Origin of the sequence: Winogradskyella sp. (assembly GCF_028289625.1) — a bacterium.
Lineage (GTDB): Bacteria > Bacteroidota > Bacteroidia > Flavobacteriales > Flavobacteriaceae > Winogradskyella.
In genome coordinates this window covers 46,776-71,669 of the sequence record NZ_JANQOM010000063.1, presented here as the reverse complement: position 1 = coordinate 71,669, position 24,894 = coordinate 46,776, and the positions used below count along the sequence as shown (strand labels likewise).

General features: G+C 35.4%; 21 protein-coding genes. 6 read left to right on the top strand and 15 right to left on the bottom strand.

What is annotated here, in order from left to right:
• Positions 1-38 precede the first annotated feature (38 nt).
• From gldD to mutY, 4 genes are all read right to left on the bottom strand, one after another.
• Complete coding sequence (gene gldD, locus Q0992_RS12825; RefSeq protein WP_299524984.1) at positions 39-608, bottom strand: gliding motility lipoprotein GldD; 570 nt, start codon at positions 606-608, stop codon at positions 39-41.
• Positions 605-1,924 (bottom strand): gliding motility-associated protein GldE, encoded by a 1,320-nt coding sequence (locus tag Q0992_RS12820; protein WP_299524981.1) that lies wholly within the window; start codon positions 1,922-1,924, stop codon positions 605-607. The genes gldD and Q0992_RS12820 overlap by 4 nt, the downstream gene beginning before the upstream one ends.
• A 17-nt stretch (positions 1,925-1,941) precedes the next feature.
• Complete coding sequence (locus tag Q0992_RS12815; RefSeq protein WP_299524978.1) at positions 1,942-2,388, bottom strand: single-stranded DNA-binding protein; 447 nt, start codon at positions 2,386-2,388, stop codon at positions 1,942-1,944.
• Positions 2,389-2,463: 75 nt separating this feature from the next.
• Positions 2,464-3,513 (bottom strand): A/G-specific adenine glycosylase, encoded by a 1,050-nt coding sequence (mutY, locus tag Q0992_RS12810; RefSeq protein WP_299524976.1) that lies wholly within the window; start codon positions 3,511-3,513, stop codon positions 2,464-2,466.
• Between the two features lie 133 nt (positions 3,514-3,646).
• Between mutY and Q0992_RS12805 the strand changes: the two genes are divergently transcribed.
• On the top strand, positions 3,647-3,937 hold the full coding sequence (locus tag Q0992_RS12805; protein ID WP_076619727.1) for an HU family DNA-binding protein: 291 nt from the start codon (positions 3,647-3,649) through the stop codon (positions 3,935-3,937).
• Positions 3,938-4,250: 313 nt separating this feature from the next.
• On the top strand, positions 4,251-5,795 hold the full coding sequence (locus Q0992_RS12800) for an Rne/Rng family ribonuclease (RefSeq protein WP_299524973.1): 1,545 nt from the start codon (positions 4,251-4,253) through the stop codon (positions 5,793-5,795).
• A 105-nt stretch (positions 5,796-5,900) separates the two neighbouring features.
• Here the strand turns inward: Q0992_RS12800 and Q0992_RS12795 are convergent, their stop codons facing one another.
• The 5 genes from Q0992_RS12795 to Q0992_RS12775 all read right to left on the bottom strand — a co-directional run bounded on the left by Q0992_RS12795 (position 5,901) and on the right by Q0992_RS12775 (position 9,627).
• On the bottom strand, positions 5,901-6,137 hold the full coding sequence (locus Q0992_RS12795) for a S1 RNA-binding domain-containing protein (protein ID WP_299524970.1): 237 nt from the start codon (positions 6,135-6,137) through the stop codon (positions 5,901-5,903).
• 125 nt (positions 6,138-6,262) lie between these two features.
• The gene (locus tag Q0992_RS12790) at positions 6,263-7,300 is read right to left on the bottom strand and encodes an aldo/keto reductase (protein ID WP_299525081.1); all 1,038 of its coding nucleotides are present in this window, start codon (positions 7,298-7,300) and stop codon (positions 6,263-6,265) included.
• Positions 7,301-7,470: 170 nt separating this feature from the next.
• The gene (locus Q0992_RS12785) at positions 7,471-7,893 is read right to left on the bottom strand and encodes a hypothetical protein (protein WP_299524967.1); all 423 of its coding nucleotides are present in this window, start codon (positions 7,891-7,893) and stop codon (positions 7,471-7,473) included.
• Positions 7,883-8,842, bottom strand: a complete 960-nt coding sequence (locus Q0992_RS12780; RefSeq protein WP_299524964.1) for an OmpA family protein — start codon at positions 8,840-8,842, stop codon at positions 7,883-7,885. The genes Q0992_RS12785 and Q0992_RS12780 overlap by 11 nt, the downstream gene beginning before the upstream one ends.
• A 23-nt stretch (positions 8,843-8,865) precedes the next feature.
• On the bottom strand, positions 8,866-9,627 hold the full coding sequence (locus tag Q0992_RS12775) for an exodeoxyribonuclease III (protein ID WP_299524961.1): 762 nt from the start codon (positions 9,625-9,627) through the stop codon (positions 8,866-8,868).
• 224 nt (positions 9,628-9,851) lie between these two features.
• Between Q0992_RS12775 and Q0992_RS12770 the strand changes: the two genes are divergently transcribed.
• Both Q0992_RS12770 and Q0992_RS12765 read left to right on the top strand, forming a co-directional pair.
• A complete protein-coding gene (locus Q0992_RS12770) occupies positions 9,852-13,280 on the top strand; it encodes a hypothetical protein (protein WP_299524958.1) in 3,429 nt (1,142 codons plus the stop codon).
• A gap of 75 nt (positions 13,281-13,355) precedes the next feature.
• Positions 13,356-13,736, top strand: a complete 381-nt coding sequence (locus Q0992_RS12765; protein WP_299524955.1) for a hypothetical protein — start codon at positions 13,356-13,358, stop codon at positions 13,734-13,736.
• A gap of 28 nt (positions 13,737-13,764) precedes the next feature.
• On the opposite strand, the gene Q0992_RS12760 is transcribed toward Q0992_RS12765, so the two are convergent.
• The 4 genes from Q0992_RS12760 to Q0992_RS12745 all read right to left on the bottom strand — a co-directional run bounded on the left by Q0992_RS12760 (position 13,765) and on the right by Q0992_RS12745 (position 21,225).
• The gene (locus Q0992_RS12760) at positions 13,765-16,788 is read right to left on the bottom strand and encodes a GEVED domain-containing protein (RefSeq protein ID WP_299524952.1); all 3,024 of its coding nucleotides are present in this window, start codon (positions 16,786-16,788) and stop codon (positions 13,765-13,767) included.
• Between the two features lie 234 nt (positions 16,789-17,022).
• Complete coding sequence (locus tag Q0992_RS12755) at positions 17,023-18,696, bottom strand: sodium:alanine symporter family protein (protein ID WP_299524949.1); 1,674 nt, start codon at positions 18,694-18,696, stop codon at positions 17,023-17,025.
• Positions 18,697-18,731: 35 nt separating this feature from the next.
• Positions 18,732-20,276 carry a glycine--tRNA ligase gene (locus Q0992_RS12750; RefSeq protein WP_299524946.1) on the bottom strand — a complete coding sequence of 515 codons (1,545 nt, stop codon included), beginning with the start codon at positions 20,274-20,276 and terminating at the stop codon, positions 18,732-18,734.
• Between the two features lie 61 nt (positions 20,277-20,337).
• Positions 20,338-21,225, bottom strand: coding sequence for a hypothetical protein (locus tag Q0992_RS12745; RefSeq protein ID WP_299524943.1), 888 nt, complete (start codon positions 21,223-21,225; stop codon positions 20,338-20,340).
• Positions 21,226-21,301: 76 nt separating this feature from the next.
• Between Q0992_RS12745 and Q0992_RS12740 the strand changes: the two genes are divergently transcribed.
• Positions 21,302-21,970: a ComF family protein gene (locus Q0992_RS12740; protein ID WP_299524940.1), complete on the top strand. Its 669-nt coding sequence runs from the start codon at positions 21,302-21,304 to the stop codon at positions 21,968-21,970.
• A gap of 54 nt (positions 21,971-22,024) precedes the next feature.
• Positions 22,025-23,635 carry an Ig-like domain-containing protein gene (locus Q0992_RS12735; protein ID WP_299524937.1) on the top strand — a complete coding sequence of 537 codons (1,611 nt, stop codon included), beginning with the start codon at positions 22,025-22,027 and terminating at the stop codon, positions 23,633-23,635.
• Here Q0992_RS12735 and Q0992_RS12730 read toward each other — a convergent pair.
• Together Q0992_RS12730 and Q0992_RS12725 are read right to left on the bottom strand one after the other, a co-directional pair.
• Positions 23,619-24,398 (bottom strand): amidohydrolase, encoded by a 780-nt coding sequence (locus Q0992_RS12730; protein WP_299524934.1) that lies wholly within the window; start codon positions 24,396-24,398, stop codon positions 23,619-23,621. The genes Q0992_RS12735 and Q0992_RS12730 overlap by 17 nt on opposite strands.
• A gap of 3 nt (positions 24,399-24,401) precedes the next feature.
• Entirely contained in the window at positions 24,402-24,881 is a 480-nt protein-coding gene (locus tag Q0992_RS12725; RefSeq protein ID WP_299524931.1) for a hypothetical protein, read from the bottom strand.
• Between the last annotated feature and the right edge of the window lie 13 nt (positions 24,882-24,894).

Below are 24,894 nucleotides of genomic sequence, written 5' to 3'. Positions count from 1 at the left end.
CAACTTGCTTCAGAGGTGGTGATAATTTGGGAAATGTATTAATCTACCCACCGTATCGATTCCATAATGCGCTTAATATCCTTTTTAAGATATTCTGAGGCTGGATATATGGAATCGTAATTAGGCCTTGCATAGAAATATAAAGACCCACTTAAAAAGTGGTTTATACTATCGGTAACATAAAATTGGGATTGCGAAGCCGCATCGCCCCCAATTTCATAAAACATACCATAGACCTTATTGTCAAAATCTTCATAAGGATTATATGATATCTCATCAGCTTTAATTGTGTGCTTTTGGGTAAGATTTTGTGCGTCACGAAGCAGGCTGTCTAAATTGTTATCCTTTACTTCTTGATAGGTAAGGTATATTGTGGCTTTTAATGAAGGGTACTTCACATCTATCCCTTTTGTTTTATCAGATGATTTTACTTTAGAAATAGGTGCAGATAAGGCATTCTTTTCAAAAGTAAAAGGAAGGGATACTATGGTTTTTTTGTATGTAGCATCTGGGTATTCTAATCTTAAATAGCCCTTAGGTTTGGGTAGTGGGTCATCACCACAACCCAACAAGAAGAGACTTAGTATAAGTATGATCACACGCTTCATATGTTGGTGTTTAATATTGTAAGCTTAATCTGCTTGATGCGTTTTCGTTCTAAAGCTTCAATAGTAAAAACGTAATTTTTGAAATTTATTTTGCTTCCTACTCTTGGGAAACCACCAGAAATTTCCAAAACAAAACCTGCAAGTGTCTCAGCTTCACCCTTACGGTTTTCAAAATCTTCTGATTCGTCTTCTATACCTATAATCTTGTAAACGTCCTTTAACGGTGTCTTGCCTTCAAAACTATAGTTGTAATCATCCAACTTGGCATAAATTAAATCGTCATCATCATATTCGTCACTAATATCACCTACGATTTCCTCAATGACATCCTCTAGAGACACTAGACCTGAAGTACCACCATACTCATCAACAACAACAGCAAGATGGACTTTTTTAGTTTGAAATTCTACCATTAGGTCATCTAACTTCTTGTTTTCTGGTACAAAAAAAGGTTCTCGCAAAATACTTGGCCAATCAAATGCTTGCTTGTTTAGATGTGGCAATAAATCTTTCACATAAAGTATCCCCTTAATGGTATCAACACTTTCCTCGTAAACAGGAATTCTAGAGTAGCCATTGTCGACGATTTCTTCTAATATATTTTCAAAAGGGGTCTCTATATTGAGTGCGAATAAGTCCATTCGAGGCCGCATTACCTGTTTTGTATCCGTGTTCCCAAAAGAAACAATGCCTTGAAGTAGCTTTTGTTCTTCTTGCGTCGTATCGTTGTTGTCTGTTAGTTCTAATGCCTGGGATAGCTGATCGACGCTAAGATTCGACCTCTGCTTGCCAAACCGCTCTTCAATTTTTAATGTACCATAGCGCATAGGGAGACTAATAGGCGAAAACACAATATCTAATATCTTCAATGGTCTAGCCATAAATGAAGAGAATTTTACACTGTTTCTACTGGCATAAATTTTTGGTATAATTTCCCCAAAAAGCAATATCAAAAATGTAGCTGAAACAACTTCTAAAAAAAATCGCAATATGGGATTGGTAATATCCCTAAAAAGTGTTTCACCTATATAAGCGAATAGAAGTACTATGGCTATGTTTATAAAATTGTTGGCTACTAAAATGGTGGCTAATAATTTCTTAGGGCGCTCTAGTAGAGAAGCAACAATTTCAATCGCCGAGGATTTATTCTCAATACCTTCATCGATATTGGATTTTGTTAACGAAAAGAGCGCAACTTCGGCACCAGAAATCAGTGCAGAGCAAGCAAGCAGTATAAATAGCAATACTACACTAGTAATAAATGAGGTATTGGAAACTAATAGATTCGAAAATAAAACCGAGGGTTCAGGATCCAAGATATAATTATATTAAATTAAAATGGTAAGTCATCGTCATCAACCTCAGGGACAACACTATTTTGTGTTTGTTGTTGTGGTTGAACGGGTTGATTGGTATTTGGTGGTTGCATTTGCTGCTGTTCGCTCCTATTGGTCAAAAAGGTGAAGTCGGTACACTGTATCTCGGTTGAGTAACGTTCCATGCCCTTATCATCGGTCCACTTTCTGGTCTTAATCCGACCTTCTATATAAACTTTATCCCCCTTGCTAAGGTACTTTTCACAAATTTCGGCAGCTTTATTTCTCACCACAATATTGTGCCATTCGGTATTAGAAATACGCTCGTTCGTTGTTTTGTTGGTATAGGTTTCATTAGTTGCCAAAGGAAATCTACCTACACAATTTTTATCATCGAAATAATGCATTTTTACTTCATCCCCTAAATGACCAATTAGCATTACTTTATTTAATGTTCCAGACATATTAAAAATTGATTTAGCCTACAAAGTTAGTTATTTTGAAATGGTTACTTTAAAATTAATAAAAAATTGTGAGTTCTAGATCCTATGAAAATTAAAGGTATTTATAAAGTCACTAATTAGAACAGGAGTAGGGTATGTTTTTAATTGTTGAATTGAAACCGATGTTGTTGGTAACTCATCTAACTCAATGATCCAAAATTTAGTGTGAAGATGTTGGTGTGACAATTTATGAACGATATCTTTTTGATTATAAAGTGAATATTCAAATGCTACATCTTTTAAAATAGTGTTATTTAAATTTAAAACATAAAACTGTTTGGAGTCTAAGCTTTTCTCAGATTCTATTAAAGGGAATTGATAAAGGTTTTGCCAGATGCCTTTGCTAATTCGTTTCTCGAGTATTGTATTTTTGTTTTTATCAATGTACACTAAGAAATTGAAATACTTAGTGGTAATTTTAGTCCTCTTCAATTTAACGGGAAGTGAACCAATTAAATTCCTTTGTAGGGCAATACAGCCTTCATTCAAAGGGCAAACTATACAATATGGATTTTTGGGCTTGCACTGCGTGGCCCCAAATTCCATAGTAGCTTGATTAAAAGTAGCGGGTTGTTCTTTATCTATAAGTGAGGATGCCAAGGCCTTAAATTCCTTAATTCCCGCTGTGGAATTAATAGGAGTATCGATTCCAAAATAACGAGCCAATACACGATAGACATTGCCATCAACTACAGCCGCTACTTCATTAAAAGCTATTGAGGCAATAGCACTAGCGGTATAATCACCTACACCTTTTAGCTTAATTAAGTCTTTATAATTATTGGGAAAAACACCTTTGAGCTCAAATGCAATATGTTTGGCAGTGGCATGTAAGTTTCTTGCTCTAGAATAATAACCAAGCCCTTGCCAAAGTTTTAAAACCTGTTGTTCTGAAGCATTGGCAAGATCAAAAATTGTTGGAAATCTCTTAACAAAAGCGTTATAATAAGGCAACCCTTGCTTAACCTGCGTTTGTTGTAGAATTATTTCTGATAGCCAAATGTAATATGGATTTTTGGTTTTTCGCCATGGTAAATCGCGTTTGTTTGCTGAATACCAACTAGTTAGTTTATTTGTAAAATCCATTCAGTTTTTCAATAATGACGCAAAATTAATTCTTTATTACGTTAAATTTTAATTAATTACGCTTGAAATATTGAAATTAAATTACATATATTTGCATCCCTTAGAATTTATAGTAACCCTAAAACTAATTACAATGACAAAAGCCGATTTAGTAGCTAAGATATCTGATAAGTTAGGTATGGAGAAAGGCGACGTTCAAGCTACAGTAGAAACCTTTATGGAAGAAGTAAAATCATCTCTAGAAAGTGGTGATAATGTTTATTTAAGAGGTTTCGGAAGTTTCATCATTAAAACAAGAGCTGAAAAAACAGGTCGTAATATTTCAAAAAATACGACAATCAAAATTCCAGCTCATAACATACCAGCTTTTAAGCCAGCTAAAGTGTTTTTAGAAGGTGTAAAATCTAATGTTGAAGTTAACTAAGACTTTAAAAATATTAATTAAAAAAAAGCATTATTCATTATGCCAAGTGGTAAAAAAAGAAAAAGACACAAGGTAGCGACGCATAAGCGTAAAAAACGTAGACGCGCTAATCGTCACAAAAAGAAATAAGCTGAGGAAAAGTAGTTTGAAGACTACTTTTTTCAGTTTTAAAAAGCGTTCTTTGATATAAAATTAGATGTAACTAATCGTACATCATAATTTGTTGGATTTTCCGATTAACTATCGGAATCCTGTGTCAAATAATTTAGTAAAATCCATCTCGATGTTTACTATCGGGATATAAATTAACATTATGAACAAGGAATTAATCGTAAGATCGAGTTCAGATATTGTTGATTTCGCACTATTAAAAGATGGAAAACTTATTGAATTACATAAGGATGAAGAGGATAGCAACTTTGCAGTAGGTGATATTTTCATTGCCAAAATACGCAAAGTGATTCCAGGGTTAAATGCCGCATTTGTAAATGTTGGTTATGAAAAAGATGGTTTTTTACACTATCACGACCTGGGCCCAAAATTACCTTCACTTTTAAAATTCATTAAACGTGTAAGCACAGGGAAATTAAAAGATTATAGACTCAAAGACTTTCCACTTGAAAAAGATTTAGATAAGCATGGTGCTATTGCCAATGCTTTAAAATCCAATCAATCGATTTTAGTACAAGTCGTAAAAGAGCCCATTTCCACGAAGGGACCACGCATTAGTTCAGAATTGTCTATTGCTGGTAGATACATTGTCTTGGTGCCATTTTCTAACCGTATTTCGATTTCGCAAAAAATAGAAACACAAGAAGAGAAAGACCGATTAAAAAGACTGGTAAAAAGTATTACACCTAAGGGATTTGGGGTGATTATTCGTACAGTAGCTGAAGGCAAAAAAGTTGCCGAGCTCGATAATGATTTACAGAATTTGCTGGCAAGATGGACAGCGATGTGTAAAAAGTTGTATAGGGCTCATTATCCGACGAAAGTACTGGGTGAAATGAACAAAGCGTCCTCAATTTTAAGGGATATCTTTAACGATTCATTCTCTGGTATAGTAGTAGATGATGAAGAATTGTATATACAAGTAAAAGATTATGTGCAGCAAATTGCACCCAAAAAAGAGTCTATTGTAAAGTATTACAAAAATGGAATTCCGATTTTTGAAAAGTTTGGTATTGAACGTCAAATAAAAACATCATTTGGAAAAACCGTTTCAATGGCGAGAGGAGCTTATCTGGTTATAGAACATACAGAAGCTATGCATGTTATAGATGTTAATAGTGGTAACCGTTCTAATAAGGAAAAAAGCCAGGAAGAAACAGCGCTAGAAGTTAACCTTATTTCTGCTACTGAAATTGCCAGACAATTACGCTTGCGTGATATGGGTGGTATTATTGTTATCGATTTTATCGATATGGGTAAAGCAGAAAACCGAAAAAAACTTTACAATCATCTCCGCGATGAGATGAAAGACGATAAAGCAAAACACAAAATATTGCCGCCGAGTAAGTTTGGTTTAGTGCAGATTACCAGACAGCGCGTTAGGCCAGAACGCAATATTAAAACCAAAGAAGAGAATCCTAATCTTGTAGGAGGCGCCGAAATAGAAGCACCTATTAAAGTAGTACAACGTATTAAGCAAGATTTAGAGCGGATTTTCAAAAAAGACTATAAGAAGGTAACTTTAAATGCACACCCTTTTATAGCAGCCTTTCTAACCAAAGGGTACCCATCAATCCGTACAAAGTGGTTCTTTGAACATAAAAAATGGATAAAAGTCTTACCAAGAGATGCTTACACTTATCTTGAATATCATTTTTTTGATAAAGATGGTAACGAAATCAAATAATATCTACTAAAAAAGCCCAATTGGTCCGATAACTATCGGAATTCAATTGGGCTTTTTATTTCTCAATAACTTATTAGCTGAATAGATAGGCAACATATAAGCTTACTAAACGACCTTAAGACTTACGTATGTGAATTCATCACTATAATTTGGCAAATCTATAATCTCTACTCTTAAATTTTCGCCTATTTTAGGGTACTCTTCTAATTTAATATCTTCTTTGCCCATATATGGCGCCAAAACTATTCCGTAAAAGTCTTTATTTATATCAACATAAACTCCATAAGGTTCAACTTGGAAAACCACACCCTTAAAAACATCGCCAATTTGAATTTCAAGCATTAATTTTTTCCAATTTTCTCTTGTTCTATTATTTACCATCCAAGCTGTACCTATAAAATTAATAAATCATTTAACATCTCTGAGCAATCACACGTTAATTCTGGAGTCAAATAATCTTTTCCTCTTTAAGGTGCTGGATTAGGAATCTCAGCATGTACTTTATTGATGGCATTCATTACCTCTTTAGATAAGGAGATATTTATACTATCAATGTTTTCCTCAAGTTGTTCTAAACTGGTTGCACCAATAATATTACTGGTCAAGAATGGTCTTTCATTTACAAAAGCTAATGCCATTTGGGCTAAAGTCATACCGTGATCTTCGGCAATCTTTAAATAGCGCTTTGTAGCTTCCGTGGCTTGTTCACCACTGTAACGCGCAAAGCGTGGAAATAACTTTAAACGTGCATTATCGGCTGCTGTCCCTTTAATATACTTTCCAGATAAAACCCCAAACGCCATTGGTGAATACGCTAATAAACCAATATTTTCTCTATGTGCTACTTCTGCTAAGTCACCTTCAAATGGTCTACACAATAATGAATAAGCGTTTTGTATAGTAATCATTCGAGGTAAATCGTTGTATTTCGATTCTTCTAAATAGCGCATAGTACCCCAAGCTTTTTCATTGGATAACCCTACCTGTCTTATTTTACCCGATTTAATGATTTCATCGAGATTATGAAGAATTTCATTAAAGTTATCTTCCCAAGGATCATTAGGATTTTGACTATAATCACGTACTCCAAAGGTATTGGTTTGACGCTCTGGCCAATGGAGTTGGTATAGATCGATATAATCGGTTTGTAAGCGCTTTAAACTATTATCAACGGCTTCATTTAAAGCGGATTTACTAAAGCCTGTGGTTCTAATATGAGCAGTATAATCACCAGGTCCTGCAATTTTTGTAGCTAATACTACTTTATCTCTATTGCCTGTTTTTTTGAACCAATTCCCAATAATGCGTTCGGTATCGGCATAAGTATCTGCTGTAGCAGGTACAGGATACAATTCGGCGACATCAAAAAAATTGACTCCTTTATTGAGAGCCATATCCATTTGAGCAAAACCTTCATTTTGTGTGTTTTGGTTGCCCCAAGTCATCGTGCCAAGGCATATTTTACTAACTTTTATATCGGTATTGGGTAGTGTGGTGTAGCGCATATTTATTATGGTCATTGAGGCTCTCGAAATGACATTTTACTTGTGGTGGCTTTTTGCGGTTCGAGAGCCTCACTATCTGCCTAAGCCACTATTTTTAAGCAAAAATAACAAGACCTTTCAAGTTTCAAGGACATGAAAGGTCTAAATCTATGTTAAGGTTTTTTGATTTATTAGTTTTCCTCGAGGATATAATTTAAAGTTAATATCCTTAGCTCAGTTAACTTAATCATATAATGCATAAACATATTTGCACCAACATTACTTTCTAAACCATCTGATTTATGCATACTAATACTCTTTCGTTCTATTTCCCAGTTGGTTTGATTTTCTCTAAAAACATTCTTAAGACTATCACTTTCAATTTCTCTTAAGGTTGAATGGAACTTGGATAGCATTAGGGAATCAATGCGTCTTAATTTAATATTAAGGCATATCCTTTGCTCAAGATTACTTCCTGAAGTACTATCACAATTCACTAGATTGGCACTCTCTAAATATGACATATCTTTTATAAAACTAACGTCTTTAGTATTTTGAGAATACGCATTAATGAAGAATAAAAAAACTAATATGTATAATGGCTTATATATCATTCAACAGTTTAGAAATCTCATCCAACTTCGGTGTGAGAATCACTTCGATACGTCTATTTTTAGCTTTACCTTCTGCAGTATCATTCGAGGCAATAGGAGCGTATTCGCCACGACCTGCTGCAGTTAAGTTTTCAGGGTTAATTGATACATTTTCTCTTAAGATATTCACTATGGCAGTTGCACGCTTCGTAGATAAATCCCAGTTACCGCTTAACTGTGCGCTACCTTTATATGGAACATCATCAGTATGCCCTTCAATTAAAATAGCAATATCTGGATTTTCAGCTAAAACATTGCCTAATTGTTGAACGGCCTTGCGACCTTCCGTACCCACGGACCAGCTCCCAGATTTGAACAATAGTTTGTTTTCCATAGACACGTATACTTTACCATCTCTTTGCTCAACGGTAAGCCCTTTACCTTCAAAATTAGTTAAGGCTTTAGAAATGGCATCTTTTAAAGCTCGCATATTGGCATCTTTGGTGGCTATGACACTTTCAAGTTCTGCAACGCGCTTAGATCGACTGTCTAATTCCTTTTTTAGGTTTTCCAAACGTGCGTTTTCGGCAGCAAGAGCCTGTTCCTTGGCTTCAAGCTGTGCTAAAAGCTCTCTGTTTTTCTTCGAGTTTTTTGCAATTTCTGCTGAACTGTTTTTTTCTAAAGCATCATATGAAGCTTTTAAGTTATCGAGATTGGTTTTGGTTGCAGCATAATCTGAACGTAATTGGTCGCGTTCTTTTACGGCTTCGTCATAAGCCGATTGCAGACTACTGAGGTCATTGGTTAACTTAGTTTTATCAGAAGTAAGCGATTCAAGATCATCAGTTAAGCGTCTATTCTCCTTTTTAAGATTGGCGTATTTGTCCTCTAAATCCGTATAGATTTTTTTGGAAACACAAGATGATAATGTGAATACTGTTAATGCTATTAATGAAATTTTTTTAATCATGTTTATTGCTAATTTGTTCTAGTTTATAAATTTAATTCTAATAAAATAGGGCAATGGTCACTGTGCACTGCCTCGGTTAGTATAACGCTTCGTTTAATTTTTTCTTGTAAAGGTTCGCTAACCATGGCATAATCCAATCTCCAGCCTTTGTTGTTGGCTCTTGCATTAGCGCGATAACTCCACCATGAGAATTCTTGTTTTTCGGGATGTAAGTACCTAAAACTATCGATAAAACCACTATCGATAAATTTACCTAGCCATTCGCGTTCTTCTGGTAAGTAGCCCGAGACACCTTTCATTTTAGGGTTATGGATGTCAATAGGCTCATGGCATATATTATAATCTCCACAGACCACTAAGTTTGGCTTCTCTTTGCGTAAATTATTCAAATACTCATGGATAAGATCCATGTACTCAAATTTATGTGCCAACCTAGCATCATTAGTCCCAGAAGGTAAATACATGCTCATTATAGACGTACCGTTATAATCAACTCTAAGATTCCTGCCTTCAAAATCCATGGATTCGATACCAGTACCATATTCAACATGATTAGGTTCGTCTTTACATAAAACAGCAACTCCACTATAGCCTTTTTTTTGGGCACTAAACCAGTAGTTGTATTGATAGCCTGCATTGGCAAACACGTCTAAATCGAGCTGCTCTTTTAAAGCCTTAATTTCTTGTAGACAAATAACATCTGGTTTTGTAGCTTTTAACCATTCGATAAAGCCTTTATTTATGGCGGCTCTAATACCATTGACGTTATAAGACGCAATTTTCATAGCTTAAATAGGGTAAATTATTTTTATCAAATGTCCGTTAGGGTTCTAAATTAAATAATAACCTACTTTTACACCATTAATTTGAGCCTATTTTAACAATAAAATATTTCAAGTTTTAAGTAGTTATTATTCTACATGAAACATCAAGTACCTATTACAAATCAACAAGTAGATTATAATATAGATGTTCCATCTGGCCTATTTAATGACATAAATATTGGCTGATGAAAAAGATGTTACTTTTTGTATTAATGCTATGTTCTTTATTGGGCTTTACCCAAGAGAACACCAGTAATTACAAGAAAAAGCGTTTTGCTGTTAAGGATTCCATTCAAATAGATTCAGTCAGTATCAATTCTTCAAAATTTGTAGTCAAAACAAAGGGTGGAGAAATAGTTGATTCTACGCTTTACACGATAGACTTTGCAAAAGCTGTTTTAAAATTTAAGCAACCTATTGAATTGGATACGGTACAAATAGAATATTTACGTTATCCTAAATTTTTAACACAGGTTTACAAGCAATTGGATGATAAAGTGATTGTTGACCGATCGTCGTCTGGAGCGCAAGCCCTGTACAAACTTGAAAATACCAAAAAGCGGAATCCGTTTACGCCTTTTGATGGTCTGACGACTTCTGGAAGTATCTCTAGAGGGGTTACGATAGGTAACAATCAAAATTCGGTCTTAAATAGTGAATTAGACTTGCAAATTTCAGGAAAGTTAAGCGATAAAGTCTCATTAAGAGCCTCAATACAAGATGCCAATATTCCTTTACAAGAGAGTGGTTATTCACAGCGTTTAGATGAATTTGATCAAGTTTTTATAGAGCTGTTTAGTGACAACTGGAATATTAGAGCAGGTGACATAGATTTGGTAAATACCAATAGTTATTTTGCTAATTTTTCGAAGCGTGTCCAGGGTTTATTGGTGAGTGCCAACTTAAGTGAAAAGACGTCTGTGTTTGCCTCTGGTGCCTTAGTAAGAGGACAATTTACAACAACACAATTTACGGCCCAAGAAGGTAACCAAGGGCCTTATAAATTAAGAGGGCCCAAGAACGAGTTGTTTGTGCTTATTGTTTCTGGCAGTGAAACGGTTTATGTTAATGGTGTACCCTTAGAACGTGGGGAGAACAGGGATTATATCATTGATTATAATGCAGGTGAGATTATTTTTAATTCGACATATCCGATTACATCCGAAATGCGAATAACGGTTGATTATCAGTTTAGCGAGCGTAATTATTCGCGATTTACGGTCTTCGGAGGTGGGACATTTAAGACAGAAAAACTGAGCCTCAACATTTCTGTATTTTCTGAAAGCGATGCTAAAAATCAGCCGCTTCAACAAAATTTGTCATCAGAACAGACACAGGTTTTAGCAGATGCTGGTGATGATACAAGCCTAATGGTGGCATCATCCGCAACAGAAGAGTCATTTTCGGAAAACAGGATTCTCTACCGACAAGAAATCATTGATGGAGAGGAAGTGTTTGTGTTTTCCCAAAATCCTGATGATCAATTGTTTAGTGTTCGGTTTACTTTGGTAGGAGCTAATCAAGGTAATTATGTACTTATCAATGATGATGCGGTAAGTAATATTTTTGAGTATGTACCTCCGGTCGGTGGAATACCACAAGGAAATTATGAACCCATCACCCAATTAGTTGCTCCAGAACGCTTGCAAATTGCTATTTTGAATGGACGTTATCAACCTTCTGAAAAGACTAATGTGTTTTTTGAATTGGCTGGAAGCAAGAACGATCTTAATTTGTTTTCTAGTATTGACGATAATGACAATGATGGTTTTGCAGGAAAGCTAAGTGTAAATCAAAAGTTGATAAAATCGGATAGCCTCTGGAATTTGTCCGCTTTGGTGGATGCGGATTTCATTCAAGAGAATTTTAGGACAATTCAACGTTTATACAGGGCAGAGTTTAATCGCGATTGGAACTTGGAGGACAATAGAGATGACCAAGGCAATAACATTATAGGCAACCAACTGCTATTCACTTCAGGATTGCAATTATCACATTCTAAAAAAGGGATTGCCAATTATAATTTTGAGTATTTGGACTATGACAATAATTTCAATGGTAGTCGGCATAACGCCTCAGCTAATTTGCAATTGGGTAATTTCAATATATTTTCAAACACCAGTTATTTAAATAGTGAGAGTACCATTAACCGTTCCACGTTTTTAAGGTCGTTTAATCGTGCAGTATATGTTAAAAACAATAAATGGATTGGTGCAAAGTTTGCCATTGAAGATAATGAACAAACGGTTATTGCAACAGATTCATTAACACCATTAAGCCAAAAATTTACAGCTTATGAAGCTTTTGTAGGTATTGGTGATAGTACCAAAGTTTTTACAGAGGTTGGTTATATTAGACGGTTTAACGATAGTCTAAGAAATAACTTGGTAGAACGCGTAAATACCTCAAATACCTATTACCTAAAATCGCGATTTATTCAGAATAAAAATACCAGCCTTCAATTATTTGTAAATTTTAGAGACTTAAAAGCGGAAGACGAAACTTCTGGAGATGAACAAAGTTTGAATAGCCGATTGAACTACAATCAGAAATTCTTTAATAATCTGGTGTTATGGAATACCAGCTTTGAAACTAATTCTGGAACTTTACCACAACAAGACTTTACCTATGTTGAGGTAGAGGCAGGCCAAGGGACCTTTACTTGGATAGACTATAATGAGAATGGTATACAAGAGCTTAATGAATTTGAAATCGCCCAATTTGCAGACCAAGGCAATTATATTAGGGTGTTATTGCCCAATCAGGTTTTTGTGAGGACGCATCAAAATCGGTTAAGCCAAACCCTGACGATTAACCCAATTCAATGGAGCAAATCCGATAATAAAACGAAGAAATTCTTTTCCCATTTTTATAACCAGACCTCGTATTTAATAGATAGAAAAGTGCGGAGAGAAGGTAACAACTTTAATCTCAATCCTTTTGAAAATGATGAAGAAAACCAGCTAGCCCTAAACAATAGCGTGCGTAATGTGCTGTTTTATAACAGAGGAAAGCAACGTTACACAACATCTTATACATTTTTAACCAACACAAGTCGCAATTTATTATCTATAGGTTTTCAAGAAAATAAATTAACCAATCATCAGTTGAATTTTAACCATAAGTTTGCTGAAAGTTGGCTTATTAATACCTTGGCTAGTCTTGGAACAGATGAAAGTATTAGTGAAAACTTTGCTAACCGAAATTTTAATATTGAAGAAGAACGCTTTCAGCCAAAGCTATCCTATTTGTTTAGTGAGAATGCACAATTTGATGTCTTTTACCAATACACCTCTAAGAACAATACCATTGGTAGTTTAGAGTCACTGGCACAGAATAATTATGGACTATCTTTTACCTATAACAAAGCAGCTAAAATTGCTTTAACAGGAGAATTCAATTTCTTTCAAAACGAATTTGAAGGTAACCCAAATACACCAGTAGCTTACCAAATGTTAGAAGGACTACAACCTGGGCAAAACTTTACTTGGAGCTTATTAGCCCAGAAAAAAATCACAAAATTTTTAGACCTTAACCTTAACTATTTTGGGAGAAAGACAGAAACATCTCAAGTCATTCATACGGGCACCATACAGTTAAGGGCGTATTTTTAATATATGATCAACAGAAATAAAGACGACCAAAATACTTAAATGACTAAATTTATTAATCGATTATAATATCTATAAATGATGAATATTCCATTGAGACTTTCGATTTTAATTCTAATTATAAGTTTAAAATCTTGTAATACGTTTAAAACTGGAGAAGAAAAACAATCAAAGGGAGAGTCCATTGTAAAAAATAATGATGTCAATAAAACGCTAATAGAAGAAGGATATTCAATAGGTAGGGTGAAATATATTAGTGATTCACAGTGCTCATATATCATTATTGATAGAGAGATAAACTCTGAGTTCGACCCTATAAATTTGGAGGAAAAAAAATACCTTCCTTTTAGAAAGGACTCAATGATTATATATTATAAATATCGCCGACTTCGTATGCCATATAGGTGCGATGTTATTCAACCTATCGAACTTATAGATATAAAAAAAGAGAAGCATTAAACTTCTCTTTTATATTTTAAAATGCTAATTATTTTACGATGATTCTACCTGTTTTAAAGCTATTATCTATGCCTATTTTAACAATATATACTCCGCTAGATGCGTAGCTCATGTCTAAATCATATGTGTATACATCACCTTGTTTTGAGATATTGTTAAATACAAGCTGTTGACCTAACGTGTTAAACAGTTTAAATGTAATAGGGCCAGAATACAATGTCTTTAAGTCAATTTTAAATTGGTTATTTGGTAAAGTAATTATGGTGAAAGAACTATTTTCTAATTCAAAATCATCAACACTTAAAGTCGAATCTACTATATTAACGGTATAGTCATGTACTTCTCCCCAAGCAAAATTGGTACAAGGGTTTAGTATGTCGCCAGATGCTGAACCATCAATAGCTTTTGCCCTTAGCGTATGAGGCCCTAAATTGGCATCGACAGGAATATTAAGGGTGAAATTACTCAAACTTCCAGCTGCTGTAAAAAACTCACCAGAGATTAGTCGTTCGGAATCTTCAAATGTTCCGCTATCATCAAAATCTATCCAAACGGAAAATACCTCTACACCAATACCATTAGTCCAATTCTGTTGTGCTTCTATTGTGTAAGAGTTGTTCCCAATACTTCTGTCTAAGTCCGTAGACAGGTTTCTTCTATCGGCATACCCTTGAGGTGAGGAACTAGGCTCTGTATTGCAGCCGCTACCTCCGTCATCGGCATCTATATCTTCAAGAATAAAACGCTTAATGCCATCTACTCCACAACCAGAAGTAGCTTCGGGCATGCAAAGTACCAATATATTGGTAACTGTTTCGCTGGTGCAATCATTAGACATATCTTCATCAGAAGCCAATGCTGTGCAAGATTCTATAAGATATGTTTGGTTTGTTACAGATAGGTCGGCAGTTGCACTAAAGGTGTATGGTACAGACTCACCAACAGCAAGAGTTCCAGTAAAAGTTTCAGTAACTAAACCTGCGCCATTAATTGTATAGGTGATTGGGAAATTTGTCTGTGGAGCTCCACCAAAATTAGTGACAGTGACCGTTATTTGTTCCGAATTACCAAGTACACTTGAAAGAGGTGAAGTGATAGCTGTAATACCTATGTCGTTAGGCGATATATTGGTGACGGTTTTACCAAAACAATCATTTTGTGGGGCAGTGTCTGCACCAATGTTTGTTCTAGTCTCAATTTCAAATTCACCTCCACTAGATAAATCGGCCGTTTGTGTAAAGCTATATTGTACCGTTGTTCCAGGCGCTAAACTACCAGTCCATGTTTCGTTAACATTAGCACCTCCATTAATAGCGTAGCTAACGGGTATACTTGTTAAGGTATTATTGCCATAATTCTCTATAGTGACTGTTATAGTTTCTGCATTAGATAGAGTAGAGCTAATAGGTGAATCGACACTTATTATTGCAGCATCATTAGGTTCGCTATCATCAATTTTAAAAACACCAACAACGTCAGATCTTTGTGGCATAAATACTTCGGCAATATGCCAAAACGTAGCATCATCTGAAGGATCAACAGTTAAATGTACATAGTCTGCTAGCCTAACACCGGGATTATTTGCCGTGCTCTGAAAAATAAGTTCCTCGCCTATGGTCATATCTCCAAGTGGATCATCAGCAAGTCTGCCAGTATATCTTATTGAAATTTCTTCGCCAGGATTAGTGCCCACAGATGTATAGGCCATCCCGATATTCCCATAGATGTCCATGGCCATACTTGCCGAAAAAGCGTCTCTTACTCCACCAGGAACAGTATAAGTACCCTCTTGGTATACGGTCCAAGGACCTCCATCAATAGTCTGCCTTAATTCATACCATCTCACACCTGCAAGTTCAGAAGGACCTGCTTGAGTATCAACAACAAAATTGAAAACGGCCGAATTGTAGTCACAAAAGCGTCTGTATTGCGCTTGGTTCATAATTATGGCTTGTAAGGCATCTACAGGAACCCCACCATTAGGTTGTGATAAGTTTGAAAATCCACCCCCATCAAATACTGAGGTAAAAGGACTTACTCCATCACCTAATCCAAGTTCTACAGGTGCTGATATTGTAGAGTTGGAGATATTATCCCAGTCTACGTTAACTGTCCATATTTTTAAGTGATCATTCGAAACACCAGCCCATGCATCATCTTGCATGTAAACTACAGGAAAGTTTCCAGGTGGAGGCAATTCCCCATTTGTAACATTAAACCCTTGAGGGCTATAAAAGCCATTATCTTCTAATCCTGTAAGCGGAAGACCAACATATTGCGCTGGCTCACCTAATATAATTTTATCTCTTTCTACAACCCAAACACCCTCGTTTGTAGCACCACCAAAAATATTTGCGGTAACATAATAACCATCTGACCAAATAGAAAATTTAGTATAATCCGGGAATGCAGGGGTAGGAAATGTATTAATATAAACAAACCAGCCATCATTTACTGGATCTGGCCCTTGAGAAATAGCCATTTCAAAACCGTTAGGGTTATTATCAAATTCAGTTATTATGTATCGATCTACCCATGGGTCATAAAGTACTATGGGATCTCCAGTAGTGTTGCCAGTCAATATGGTTCCTAAACTTGCCTCTGGTATTAAAGGATTACCAGTTTTATCGAAAATTCTAAATCCAACATTCCAAGCTGCCAAATAGTGATTTGGACCAACAGCTCCAGTGGGATCAGTTACACCTGCCTGTGGTGTGTCATCTGCAGTAAAAACAAATTCAGGAGCTCTTCCCTGTCTTGTTGGAAGATTAGTTTGTCTTGCAGGATCATCAAGATCTGACCCTTTACCGGGAACCACCCTATTACCATGGCGCCTTTTTGGAGGTGCTTCGATTTCTCCTTCATATTCAGCGGGAATAAATGTGCCGGATTTTATTTGATCAGCAATGCTAGGAACAGTACGAATCAATTGCATCTTACCATAAGAAATGGCCTTTTGAGATTCTTTCTGTTTTTTGTTGGTTTGTGCGAAAGAAGAAGTTACTGAAAAAAAAAGAAGAATGGTATAAAATAAAAGATATTTACTTTTCATAGTTGAAGGTTTTTGAAACAAAGGTTGATTAGTGTGCAAGTAAAAATAATTCTTTTAGGGGAGAAAATTTAAAAAAGCTCATCTTATTTAACTAGGGTCAAAGCCAAACCTTTCTAAGGTATTTTACTTCATCTTAATCAGCAAGTGATTTATAGTCACTATGTTTTTTATTAAGCTTTTTAATTCTTTAAGCTTAATGCGTTTTTGTCCTAGAGTATATTTTAACCCTCTCAATTATTCAGGGGTAGACTCGTTCGGCCAGTCTTTTTTAAAGGTATTCCAATAATCGGCAACGGTGGCTTTCATATCTTTACGTAACATAAGTATGCCAAAAAGATTGGGTAACGTCATGAGTGCAATGGTAATTCCTGAAAGTGTCCATATTACCGTGGTATCTGCAAAAGAGGCCACAAAAAAGGCTATCACATAAATTATGCGATAATACACTACGGATTTGGACCCTAACAAATAGGTCATGGCTCTTCCGCCATAATAAGACCAACTTATTGCTGTACTGAATGCAAACAATAAGAGCCCGATTGAAACTATATATTTCCCATATTCTCCAAAATAACTTCTGGTAAAAGCCTCTGCAGTGAGAGGGGCACTATGTACTAATGATCGACCTTCAAAATTTATAGATAAATCCTCAGGTTTGCCATTAAGGACAGTTATTTCTTCTGATATGAGCTCCAAGTCTCGTTTTACAAGTATGTTCTCAGCCAATGATCGTGCATTGATTACAGAAATCTTTTCCTTAATTCTTCCATCAACAATAGTTAGCTTACCATTATAAAGCGGTATAGGATCTTCCTGGCTGATATGCTTGCCTAAAGTAATCCTTCCTTCTTCAGTAGCATCAGAGTACATACCATCTAGGATTTCCATATCCACATAATCAAATTGATTATCGAGCTTTTCTGTCCATACTCCAGAGGATAATAGTACCATAGCAGTTAAGGTACAGATAAAAATAGTATCGATGAAGGGTTCTAAGATAGCCACAAGGCCTTCAGAAACAGGTTGCTTGGCTCTTGCTGCTGCATGTGCAATTGGAGCACTTCCCTGCCCAGCTTCATTTGAGAAAAGCCCTCGACCTACCCCTTTGTTAAATGCAAAGGCGATGCTGGCACCCAAAAATCCTCCTGAGGCAGCTGAGCCTGTGAATAAGTCGGAAAAAATGGAAACAAAAGATGGAATGATATTCTCATAATTGTAAAAAATAACAGCTAACGCACCAATGAGGTATATAAAGGCCATAGTAGGGACTAGCCTTGAAGTAACTGCAGCTATTCGTTTTATACCTCCTATAATAACCAATCCAAGCAAGATGGCCAGTACACCACCAACTAACATTTCATTCAAGCCAAAAGTAGCATTCAATGAAGCCGAAATACTATTGATCTGTGGTAATGACCCTGTTCCAAAAGAAGAAAGTATTGTGGCAAAAGCAAAGATTGCGGCAAGCCACTTCATATTTAGTTTGTTCTTCATGTAGTACATAGGGCCACCGGCCATACTGCCATCCTCAGCTTTTTCTCGGTATTTGTGAGATAGTGTTACTTCTACAAATTTGGTACACATCCCAACTACTGCAGTCATTAACATCCAGAAAACCGCTGCAGGACCACCAATGTGAATGGCCAGTGCCACACCGGCAATATTTCCTGTACCTACGGTTCCTGATAATGCTGTTGTTAGGGCTTGAAAATGATTCGTGTCTCCTTCATGCTCTGCTTTATCATATTTACCGCGAACGACACGTAGTGCAAAACGAAAATACCGAACTTGAGGAAATTTAAGATAAATTGTAAAGAATAGACCTGTACCAAGCAATACATAAGGAAACCAAGCCGCACTGCCTATGTAGCTATCAATTAAAGTTAAAAAGTCGTTTAGTTCTCTCATGGATGTACTGGGAATATCGTATAGTTATTAAAAAACTACGACATCTTCATCAGCCAGTGTTTTACATCCACTTCGGCTTTTATTAAATGTCTTAGTTCTTCAATCTTAATACGTTTCTGTTCCATCGTGTCTCTATAACGAAGTGTAACGGTATGGTTTTCTATACTTTCACCATCGACAGTAATACAGAATGGCGTCCCGACGGCATCTTGTCTTCTATAACGTCTGCCTATAGCATCCTTTTCGTCATAAGCGACATTAAATTCCCACTTAAGATCCTCAACAATAGCTTTAGCCATTTCGGTTAAGGCCTCATCTTTTCTTACTAAAGGTAAAATTGCAGCTTTAGTTGGCGCTAGTACAGCAGGTAGTTTTAAAACGGTTCTTTCGCTACCATCTTCTAAAGTTTCTTCTTGTAAGCTATTAGAGAATAAAGCTAAGAACATTCTATCCAATCCAATTGATGTCTCTAATACATAAGGAGTGTAGCTTTCTTTTGCTTCATGGTCAAAATACTGCAATTTTTTACCAGAGTATTCTTCGTGCTTGCTTAAGTCAAAATCAGTACGCGAGTGGATACCCTCTAGTTCCTTAAATCCAAATGGGAAATTGAACTCTATATCTGTAGCAGCGTCGGCATAATGTGCTAATTTTTCGTGATCATGGAAACGATAATTATCATCTCCCATACCAAGGGATTTATGCCATTTTAAGCGTGTTTCCTTCCAGTAATTAAACCATTCTTTTTGTGTGCCAGGTTTAATGAAGAATTGCATTTCCATTTGCTCAAACTCGCGCATTCTAAAAATGAATTGTCTGGCAACAATCTCGTTCCTAAAAGCTTTACCTGTTTGGGCAATTCCAAAAGGAATCTTCATGCGCCCAGTTTTTTGAACATTTAGGAAATTGACAAAAATACCTTGAGCTGTTTCTGGCCTTAAGTACAATTCCATAGCTGTCTCTGCAGAAGCCCCTAGCTTGGTTCCAAACATTAAATTAAATTGTTTAACGTCTGTCCAATTACGACTTCCAGTCATTGGGTCTGCAATCTCTAGTTCCTCTATCAAAGCTTTAACGTCTGCCAAATCTTCATTTTCTAGGGATTTCCCCAGACGTTTCAGAATAGTATCTATTTTTTCTTGGTAGCCAAGTACACGACCATTAGTGGTGACAAATTCTTCTCTATTAAAAGCATCACCAAAACGCTTTTCTGCCTTTTTAACTTCCTTGTTGATTTTAGCCTCAATCTTTGCACAATAGTCTTCAACCAATACATCAGCTCTGTAACGCTTTTTAGAATCCTTATTGTCTATCAAAGGATCGTTAAAAGCATCAACGTGGCCAGAGGCTTTCCAAGTGGTTGGGTGCATAAATATAGCCGCATCGATACCTACAATATTATCGTGCATTTGTACCATGGCTTTCCACCAATAGTTTCTAATATTGTTCTTTAATTCAGCACCATTTTGTGCATAGTCATAAACGGCACTTAAACCATCGTAAATTTCGCTACTTTGAAAAACGTAACCATACTCTTTTGCATGAGAGATTACTTTTTTGAATTTGTCTTCGTTTGCCATGTTGCAAAAATAAAAAACCGCTCAAATTAACAAGCGGTTTCATAAAATTTATAAAGTGAAATTACTTTAACTGAATACTTGTACTTCCTAGCTTTCTATCCTTATGGAACACATTTATAAAATAAGTGCCTTTTTCAAGAGGCCTGTCTTCCTTGTATGTCGCAACAGTAGTGCAAATATCTAAGTCTTTGTTATTGAAGTTAATAATCTCTTTTTTACTGTAGATTAATGATGTGTTGTTAAAAAACACTTCACCTTTATCAGCAATGATATTGTTATCCGGACTTACAATCTGGAGGTAAATCTCCTTTTTCCCCTTCTCGGTCAACGGGTTTTCGGTAAGATAAATACACACATCCATAGCATTAACGCGTCGGGCTCTTGAAGTTGCTTTCTTTTTGGAATTATTAATTTTAAAGGTCGTAACGTCTACACCATTTGCTTTCAAAACTGCGGCTTCATCTATGGTTTTATTGAGAGCGTCATTGGCCTCCTCTAACGCATTGATAGTTAAGGTGTTTTTCTCGATTTTATTCATGGCGTAACGCTTCTCTTTCTGTAATTTAAGATTAGCAGAATTAAGAGAATCTACTGTAGCGAGAAGCACCTTACTTTTGGTTTTTAATACCAAAAGCTGGTCTTTAAATCTAGTGATTATTGATAAGTCACTTTTTAATAATCTCAAAGAATCTAAAGCAGTTTTAGCTTCTAATTTTGCTTCTTGGAGCTGTGAAGACATAAGATCATAATCTTGGCTCAGATCATCATAACTGTTAAGCATTTCTGATAGCTCTTTTTCTATCAAAAGCTTTTCTTGTTTTAGGAATTCTTCGTAGGATTTAATGGATTTATAGTTATTGAAACTATAGATTCCCAAAACTGTTAAAACGACCAATAAAGAACTTATAATTAATCTGTAGTTAAATAGTTGAGGGTTAACTATCATCATTAATTTTCTTAGTTGAATGCGAAATTAGAGTATATTAGAGTGCATTTTTATTTTATTCGATTAAGTGGTAAAAAATTTGTTGAACTTATTTTTCCCAAATGTCTGCGAAGCATGTAATAATGTTTTAACGGATAATGAGGTAGTGGTATGCATATCCTGCAGACATCAATTGCCTGTAACCAACTTTCATTTTGATAATTCCAAAGTTGTTAAAAAGATAGTTTATGGGCGAATAAAACTCGAAAATGCAACAGCACTTTTACATTTTTCAAAAAAGGGAATAGTGCAGCAATTACTTCATAATCTTAAGTATAGAGGGCATGAACATATTGGTAGTTTTCTAGGAAAATGGCTTGGGGCAGAACTTAAATCTATTGAAGATTATAAACACATAGATGTTGTTGTGCCGATTCCTTTGTATAAAACTAAATTACGAAAACGAGGCTATAATCAGGTTTCTAAATTCGGAAAAGAAATTGCCAAAGTACTTGATGCAGAATATAATGATTCAGTGCTTATAAAAACTAAATCAACAAAGACTAAAGTTTTTAAGGGCAGATTATCTCGCTGGAATGACGAAGGAGCTGTATTTGCCATTTCGGAAAATGCCTCTTTAATAGGGAAGCATATTCTATTGGTTGATGATATTATTACTACAGGTGCTACTGTCGAAGCCTGTACAACGGAACTGTTAAAAATTGACAATATTAAGTTAAGTCTAGCAACAATGGCAATTGCCGATTGATTTTTTCGTTTGTAAACTTAAAATTGTTTCTTTGTGCAAAATAGTTTTGAGTTAATGCTACTGTTCGTAACACGAATTTTAAAAGTTGTTTTCTTTGCCGTTATCTTGGCCAGTTGTGCCAATCGTGGTACACCATCTGGTGGTGAACAAGATGTTGACCCTCCTGTTATTACAGAGGAAAAGCCAGAGAATTTCTTAACTAATTTTAAAGCAGATGAAATCAGGATTTATTTTAATGAGTACGTAAAAATAAAAGATTTAAGACAACAGCTTATCATTTCCCCTCCAATGGATAACGACCCAATAATTACTCCGGCTAGTGGGGCAAGTAAGTATATTACCATAAAAATTCAAGATACCTTACAGGATAATACTACTTATGCTTTCAATTTTGGAGAAAGTATTGTGGATAATAATGAAGAGAACCCGTACCCTTACTACCGTTATGTGTTTTCTACTGGCGATACTATCGATTCACTTTCAGTGAAAGGTTATGTGGAAGATGCGTTGCTTAAAAAACCAGATACTTTTGTTTCTGTAATGTTGTATGAGATAGATTCTACCTACACTGACTCTATTGTCTACAAAGAGAAGCCAAGATACATCACCAATACCTTGGATAGCGTTACAACATTTAGCATCGATAATATTAAAGCCGGAACTTACAAACTTGTTGCCTTAAAGGACAATAATGGAAATTTTAAATTCAATCAAAAAAATGAAAAGATTGCCTTTAAAGAAGCTTACATTACGGTACCTACGGATTCTAGCTATCGGTTAAGATTATTTCAGGAAAAGGTCAATTTTAAAGCTTTAAGACCTAAGCAAGAAGGTGAATCCAAAATCGCTTTTCCTTACGAAGGAGACTATGAATCTATGCGTATAAGAGTCCTTGGCGATACACCTGAAGGCTATAAGACAAGGATAGTCAAAGATACAGAAACGGATACATTGTATTATTGGTATAAACCTAAGTTTGAAATAGATTCCACTTTTTTTATAGTGACTAATGAAAAGTATATCGATACGTTTAAACATCGTTTTAGAAAGTTCGATTCGGATTCTTTAGTACTAAAAGCTATATCATCTGGGACATTAAATTTTGAAGACGATTTCACAATTGAAGCTAACATGCCATTAACAAAGATTGACACATCAAAAATAAAATTGATAAATCAAGATTCTTTAGCAATAGATTATGAGGTAGAATACGATTCTTTGTATAACAGATATAAATTTCCAATTAAAATGGAAGAAGGACAAAAGTATTCTTTTAAAATGCTTCCAGGCACATTTACAGACTTTTATGAAGAAACAAACAAAGACACTTTGGATTATACCTTTAGAACCAAAAACAAATCTGAATATGGAAATATAAGGGTTAACTTAATTAATGCTAAGTTTCCTTTGATAGTGCAATTGGTAAACGATAAAGGCGATGTTCTGTACGAAGAGTATGCTACAGAGTCACCAGTTGTTGATTTCTTTGACTTATTGCCCAAGACCTATGCCTTAAGGGTTATATATGATACCAATGGTAATGGTAAATACGATTCAGGTAATTATTTATTGGGTATTCAACCCGAACGTGTTTCGTATGCTCCAAAAATTGATGAGGTTAGGGCTAGTTTTGATAATATTATTGAGTTTACGCTTCTAGATTAAAATAATCGCGATCTTTTAAAAAGCCAAGCTTTTCTCTGTATGTTTTAATATGATCCATTTCTAGGATGATGATTTCTACAGCCTCTTCTTGTATAGGAAGCGTGTCCATACGATGACCTAAAACATTATAAGCGGCAGAATGTCCTGTATATTCATAATTATTGCCGTCCAAACCTACACGATTTACTCCTATGCAGTAACTCATATTCTCAATGGCACGAGCTTTAAGCAATGCGTCCCATGCACTGACCCTTACTTTTGGCCAATTGGCAACATAGATTAGAAGGTCATAATTTTCTGTATTTCTGGCCCAAACAGGGAAGCGTAAGTCGTAACAAATTAAGGGACATATTTTCCAGCCCTTGTAGTTAAAAACCACTTTTTCTTTCCCAGCAGTGTAGACTTTATGTTCACCAGCAAGCGTAAAAGTGTGCCTTTTATCGTAATGTATTATGTTTCCTGAAGGTTCTACAAAAACCAATCGGTTAAAGTAATTGCCATTTTCTGAAATCACTAAACTACCTGTAATGGCAGCACGTTGCTTTTTAGCCAATTGTTTTAACCAAGATATGGTTTCGCCATCCATGGTTTCGGCCACTGTAGCAGCATTCATAGTAAAGCCAGAGGTAAACATTTCTGGTAAAATAATAAGATCAACATTTTTTATAGTGTTTACCTTATCCTCAATATTGTTTCGATTGGCTTTAGGGTTTTCCCAAATTAAATTGGTTTGTATTATGGCAACAGTTAGGGAATTGCTCATTGTTTATAATTTTCGTTTTGTTTTCTCTACTTTTTCCGTGAGTTTTTCAATTTTTTTAAGCCATTTGTTTTCATCTACAGGTGACAACTTTCCTTTATTTTTAAGTCGTCCATACTTCTTTTCCGCTTTTGCCAGTTTATCTTGTGCTTTTTTGTAATTGGCCTTAAGTTTTTGCTCTTTTTGTAGGGCTTTTTCAGCTCTCTTTTGCTTTTTTCCCGCTTTTTTTATTTCTTTTTCAAGCTTCTTGTTTGCTTTTTCAAGCTTCTTGTTTGCTTTTTCCTCAATCTTCATTGTATTGGAAATCATTGTTGCTTCCCTTAAAATGGTAGACCGTTTTTCTGAATTAAGGATTTCCGTTACATCTTCACCATTTAAGAAGATGCGCTCTTTTTTAACTTCATAAACCGTCCCATCTTTTTCGATTTTTTGCGCAAAAGATACTAACGATAGTGTCACGAACAAGATTGTAATGTAAAATTTCATGTCATTTATTTTG

What these genes read in the sequence shown, in the direction of transcription:
- Q0992_RS12745 (WP_299524943.1), bottom strand. Translation starts at nt 21,225, where the DNA reads ATGATGATAGTTAACCCTCAACTATTTAACTACAGATTAATTATAAGT.
- Q0992_RS12750 (WP_299524946.1), bottom strand. Translation starts at nt 20,276, where the DNA reads ATGGCAAACGAAGACAAATTCAAAAAAGTAATCTCTCATGCAAAAGAG.
- Q0992_RS12755 (WP_299524949.1), bottom strand. Translation starts at nt 18,696, where the DNA reads ATGAGAGAACTAAACGACTTTTTAACTTTAATTGATAGCTACATAGGC.
- mutY (WP_299524976.1), bottom strand. Translation starts at nt 3,513, where the DNA reads ATGGATTTTACAAATAAACTAACTAGTTGGTATTCAGCAAACAAACGC.
- Q0992_RS12770 (WP_299524958.1), top strand. Translation starts at nt 9,852, where the DNA reads ATGAAAAAGATGTTACTTTTTGTATTAATGCTATGTTCTTTATTGGGC.
- Q0992_RS12790 (WP_299525081.1), bottom strand. Translation starts at nt 7,300, where the DNA reads ATGCGCTACACCACACTACCCAATACCGATATAAAAGTTAGTAAAATA.
- Q0992_RS12735 (WP_299524937.1), top strand. Translation starts at nt 22,025, where the DNA reads ATGCTACTGTTCGTAACACGAATTTTAAAAGTTGTTTTCTTTGCCGTT.
- Q0992_RS12780 (WP_299524964.1), bottom strand. Translation starts at nt 8,842, where the DNA reads ATGATTAAAAAAATTTCATTAATAGCATTAACAGTATTCACATTATCA.
- Q0992_RS12805 (WP_076619727.1), top strand. Translation starts at nt 3,647, where the DNA reads ATGACAAAAGCCGATTTAGTAGCTAAGATATCTGATAAGTTAGGTATG.
- Q0992_RS12785 (WP_299524967.1), bottom strand. Translation starts at nt 7,893, where the DNA reads ATGATATATAAGCCATTATACATATTAGTTTTTTTATTCTTCATTAAT.
- Q0992_RS12775 (WP_299524961.1), bottom strand. Translation starts at nt 9,627, where the DNA reads ATGAAAATTGCGTCTTATAACGTCAATGGTATTAGAGCCGCCATAAAT.
- Q0992_RS12760 (WP_299524952.1), bottom strand. Translation starts at nt 16,788, where the DNA reads ATGAAAAGTAAATATCTTTTATTTTATACCATTCTTCTTTTTTTTTCA.
- Q0992_RS12765 (WP_299524955.1), top strand. Translation starts at nt 13,356, where the DNA reads ATGATGAATATTCCATTGAGACTTTCGATTTTAATTCTAATTATAAGT.
- Q0992_RS12795 (WP_299524970.1), bottom strand. Translation starts at nt 6,137, where the DNA reads ATGCTTGAAATTCAAATTGGCGATGTTTTTAAGGGTGTGGTTTTCCAA.
- Q0992_RS12725 (WP_299524931.1), bottom strand. Translation starts at nt 24,881, where the DNA reads ATGAAATTTTACATTACAATCTTGTTCGTGACACTATCGTTAGTATCT.
- Q0992_RS12815 (WP_299524978.1), bottom strand. Translation starts at nt 2,388, where the DNA reads ATGTCTGGAACATTAAATAAAGTAATGCTAATTGGTCATTTAGGGGAT.
- Q0992_RS12800 (WP_299524973.1), top strand. Translation starts at nt 4,251, where the DNA reads ATGAACAAGGAATTAATCGTAAGATCGAGTTCAGATATTGTTGATTTC.
- Q0992_RS12730 (WP_299524934.1), bottom strand. Translation starts at nt 24,398, where the DNA reads ATGAGCAATTCCCTAACTGTTGCCATAATACAAACCAATTTAATTTGG.
- gldD (WP_299524984.1), bottom strand. Translation starts at nt 608, where the DNA reads ATGAAGCGTGTGATCATACTTATACTAAGTCTCTTCTTGTTGGGTTGT.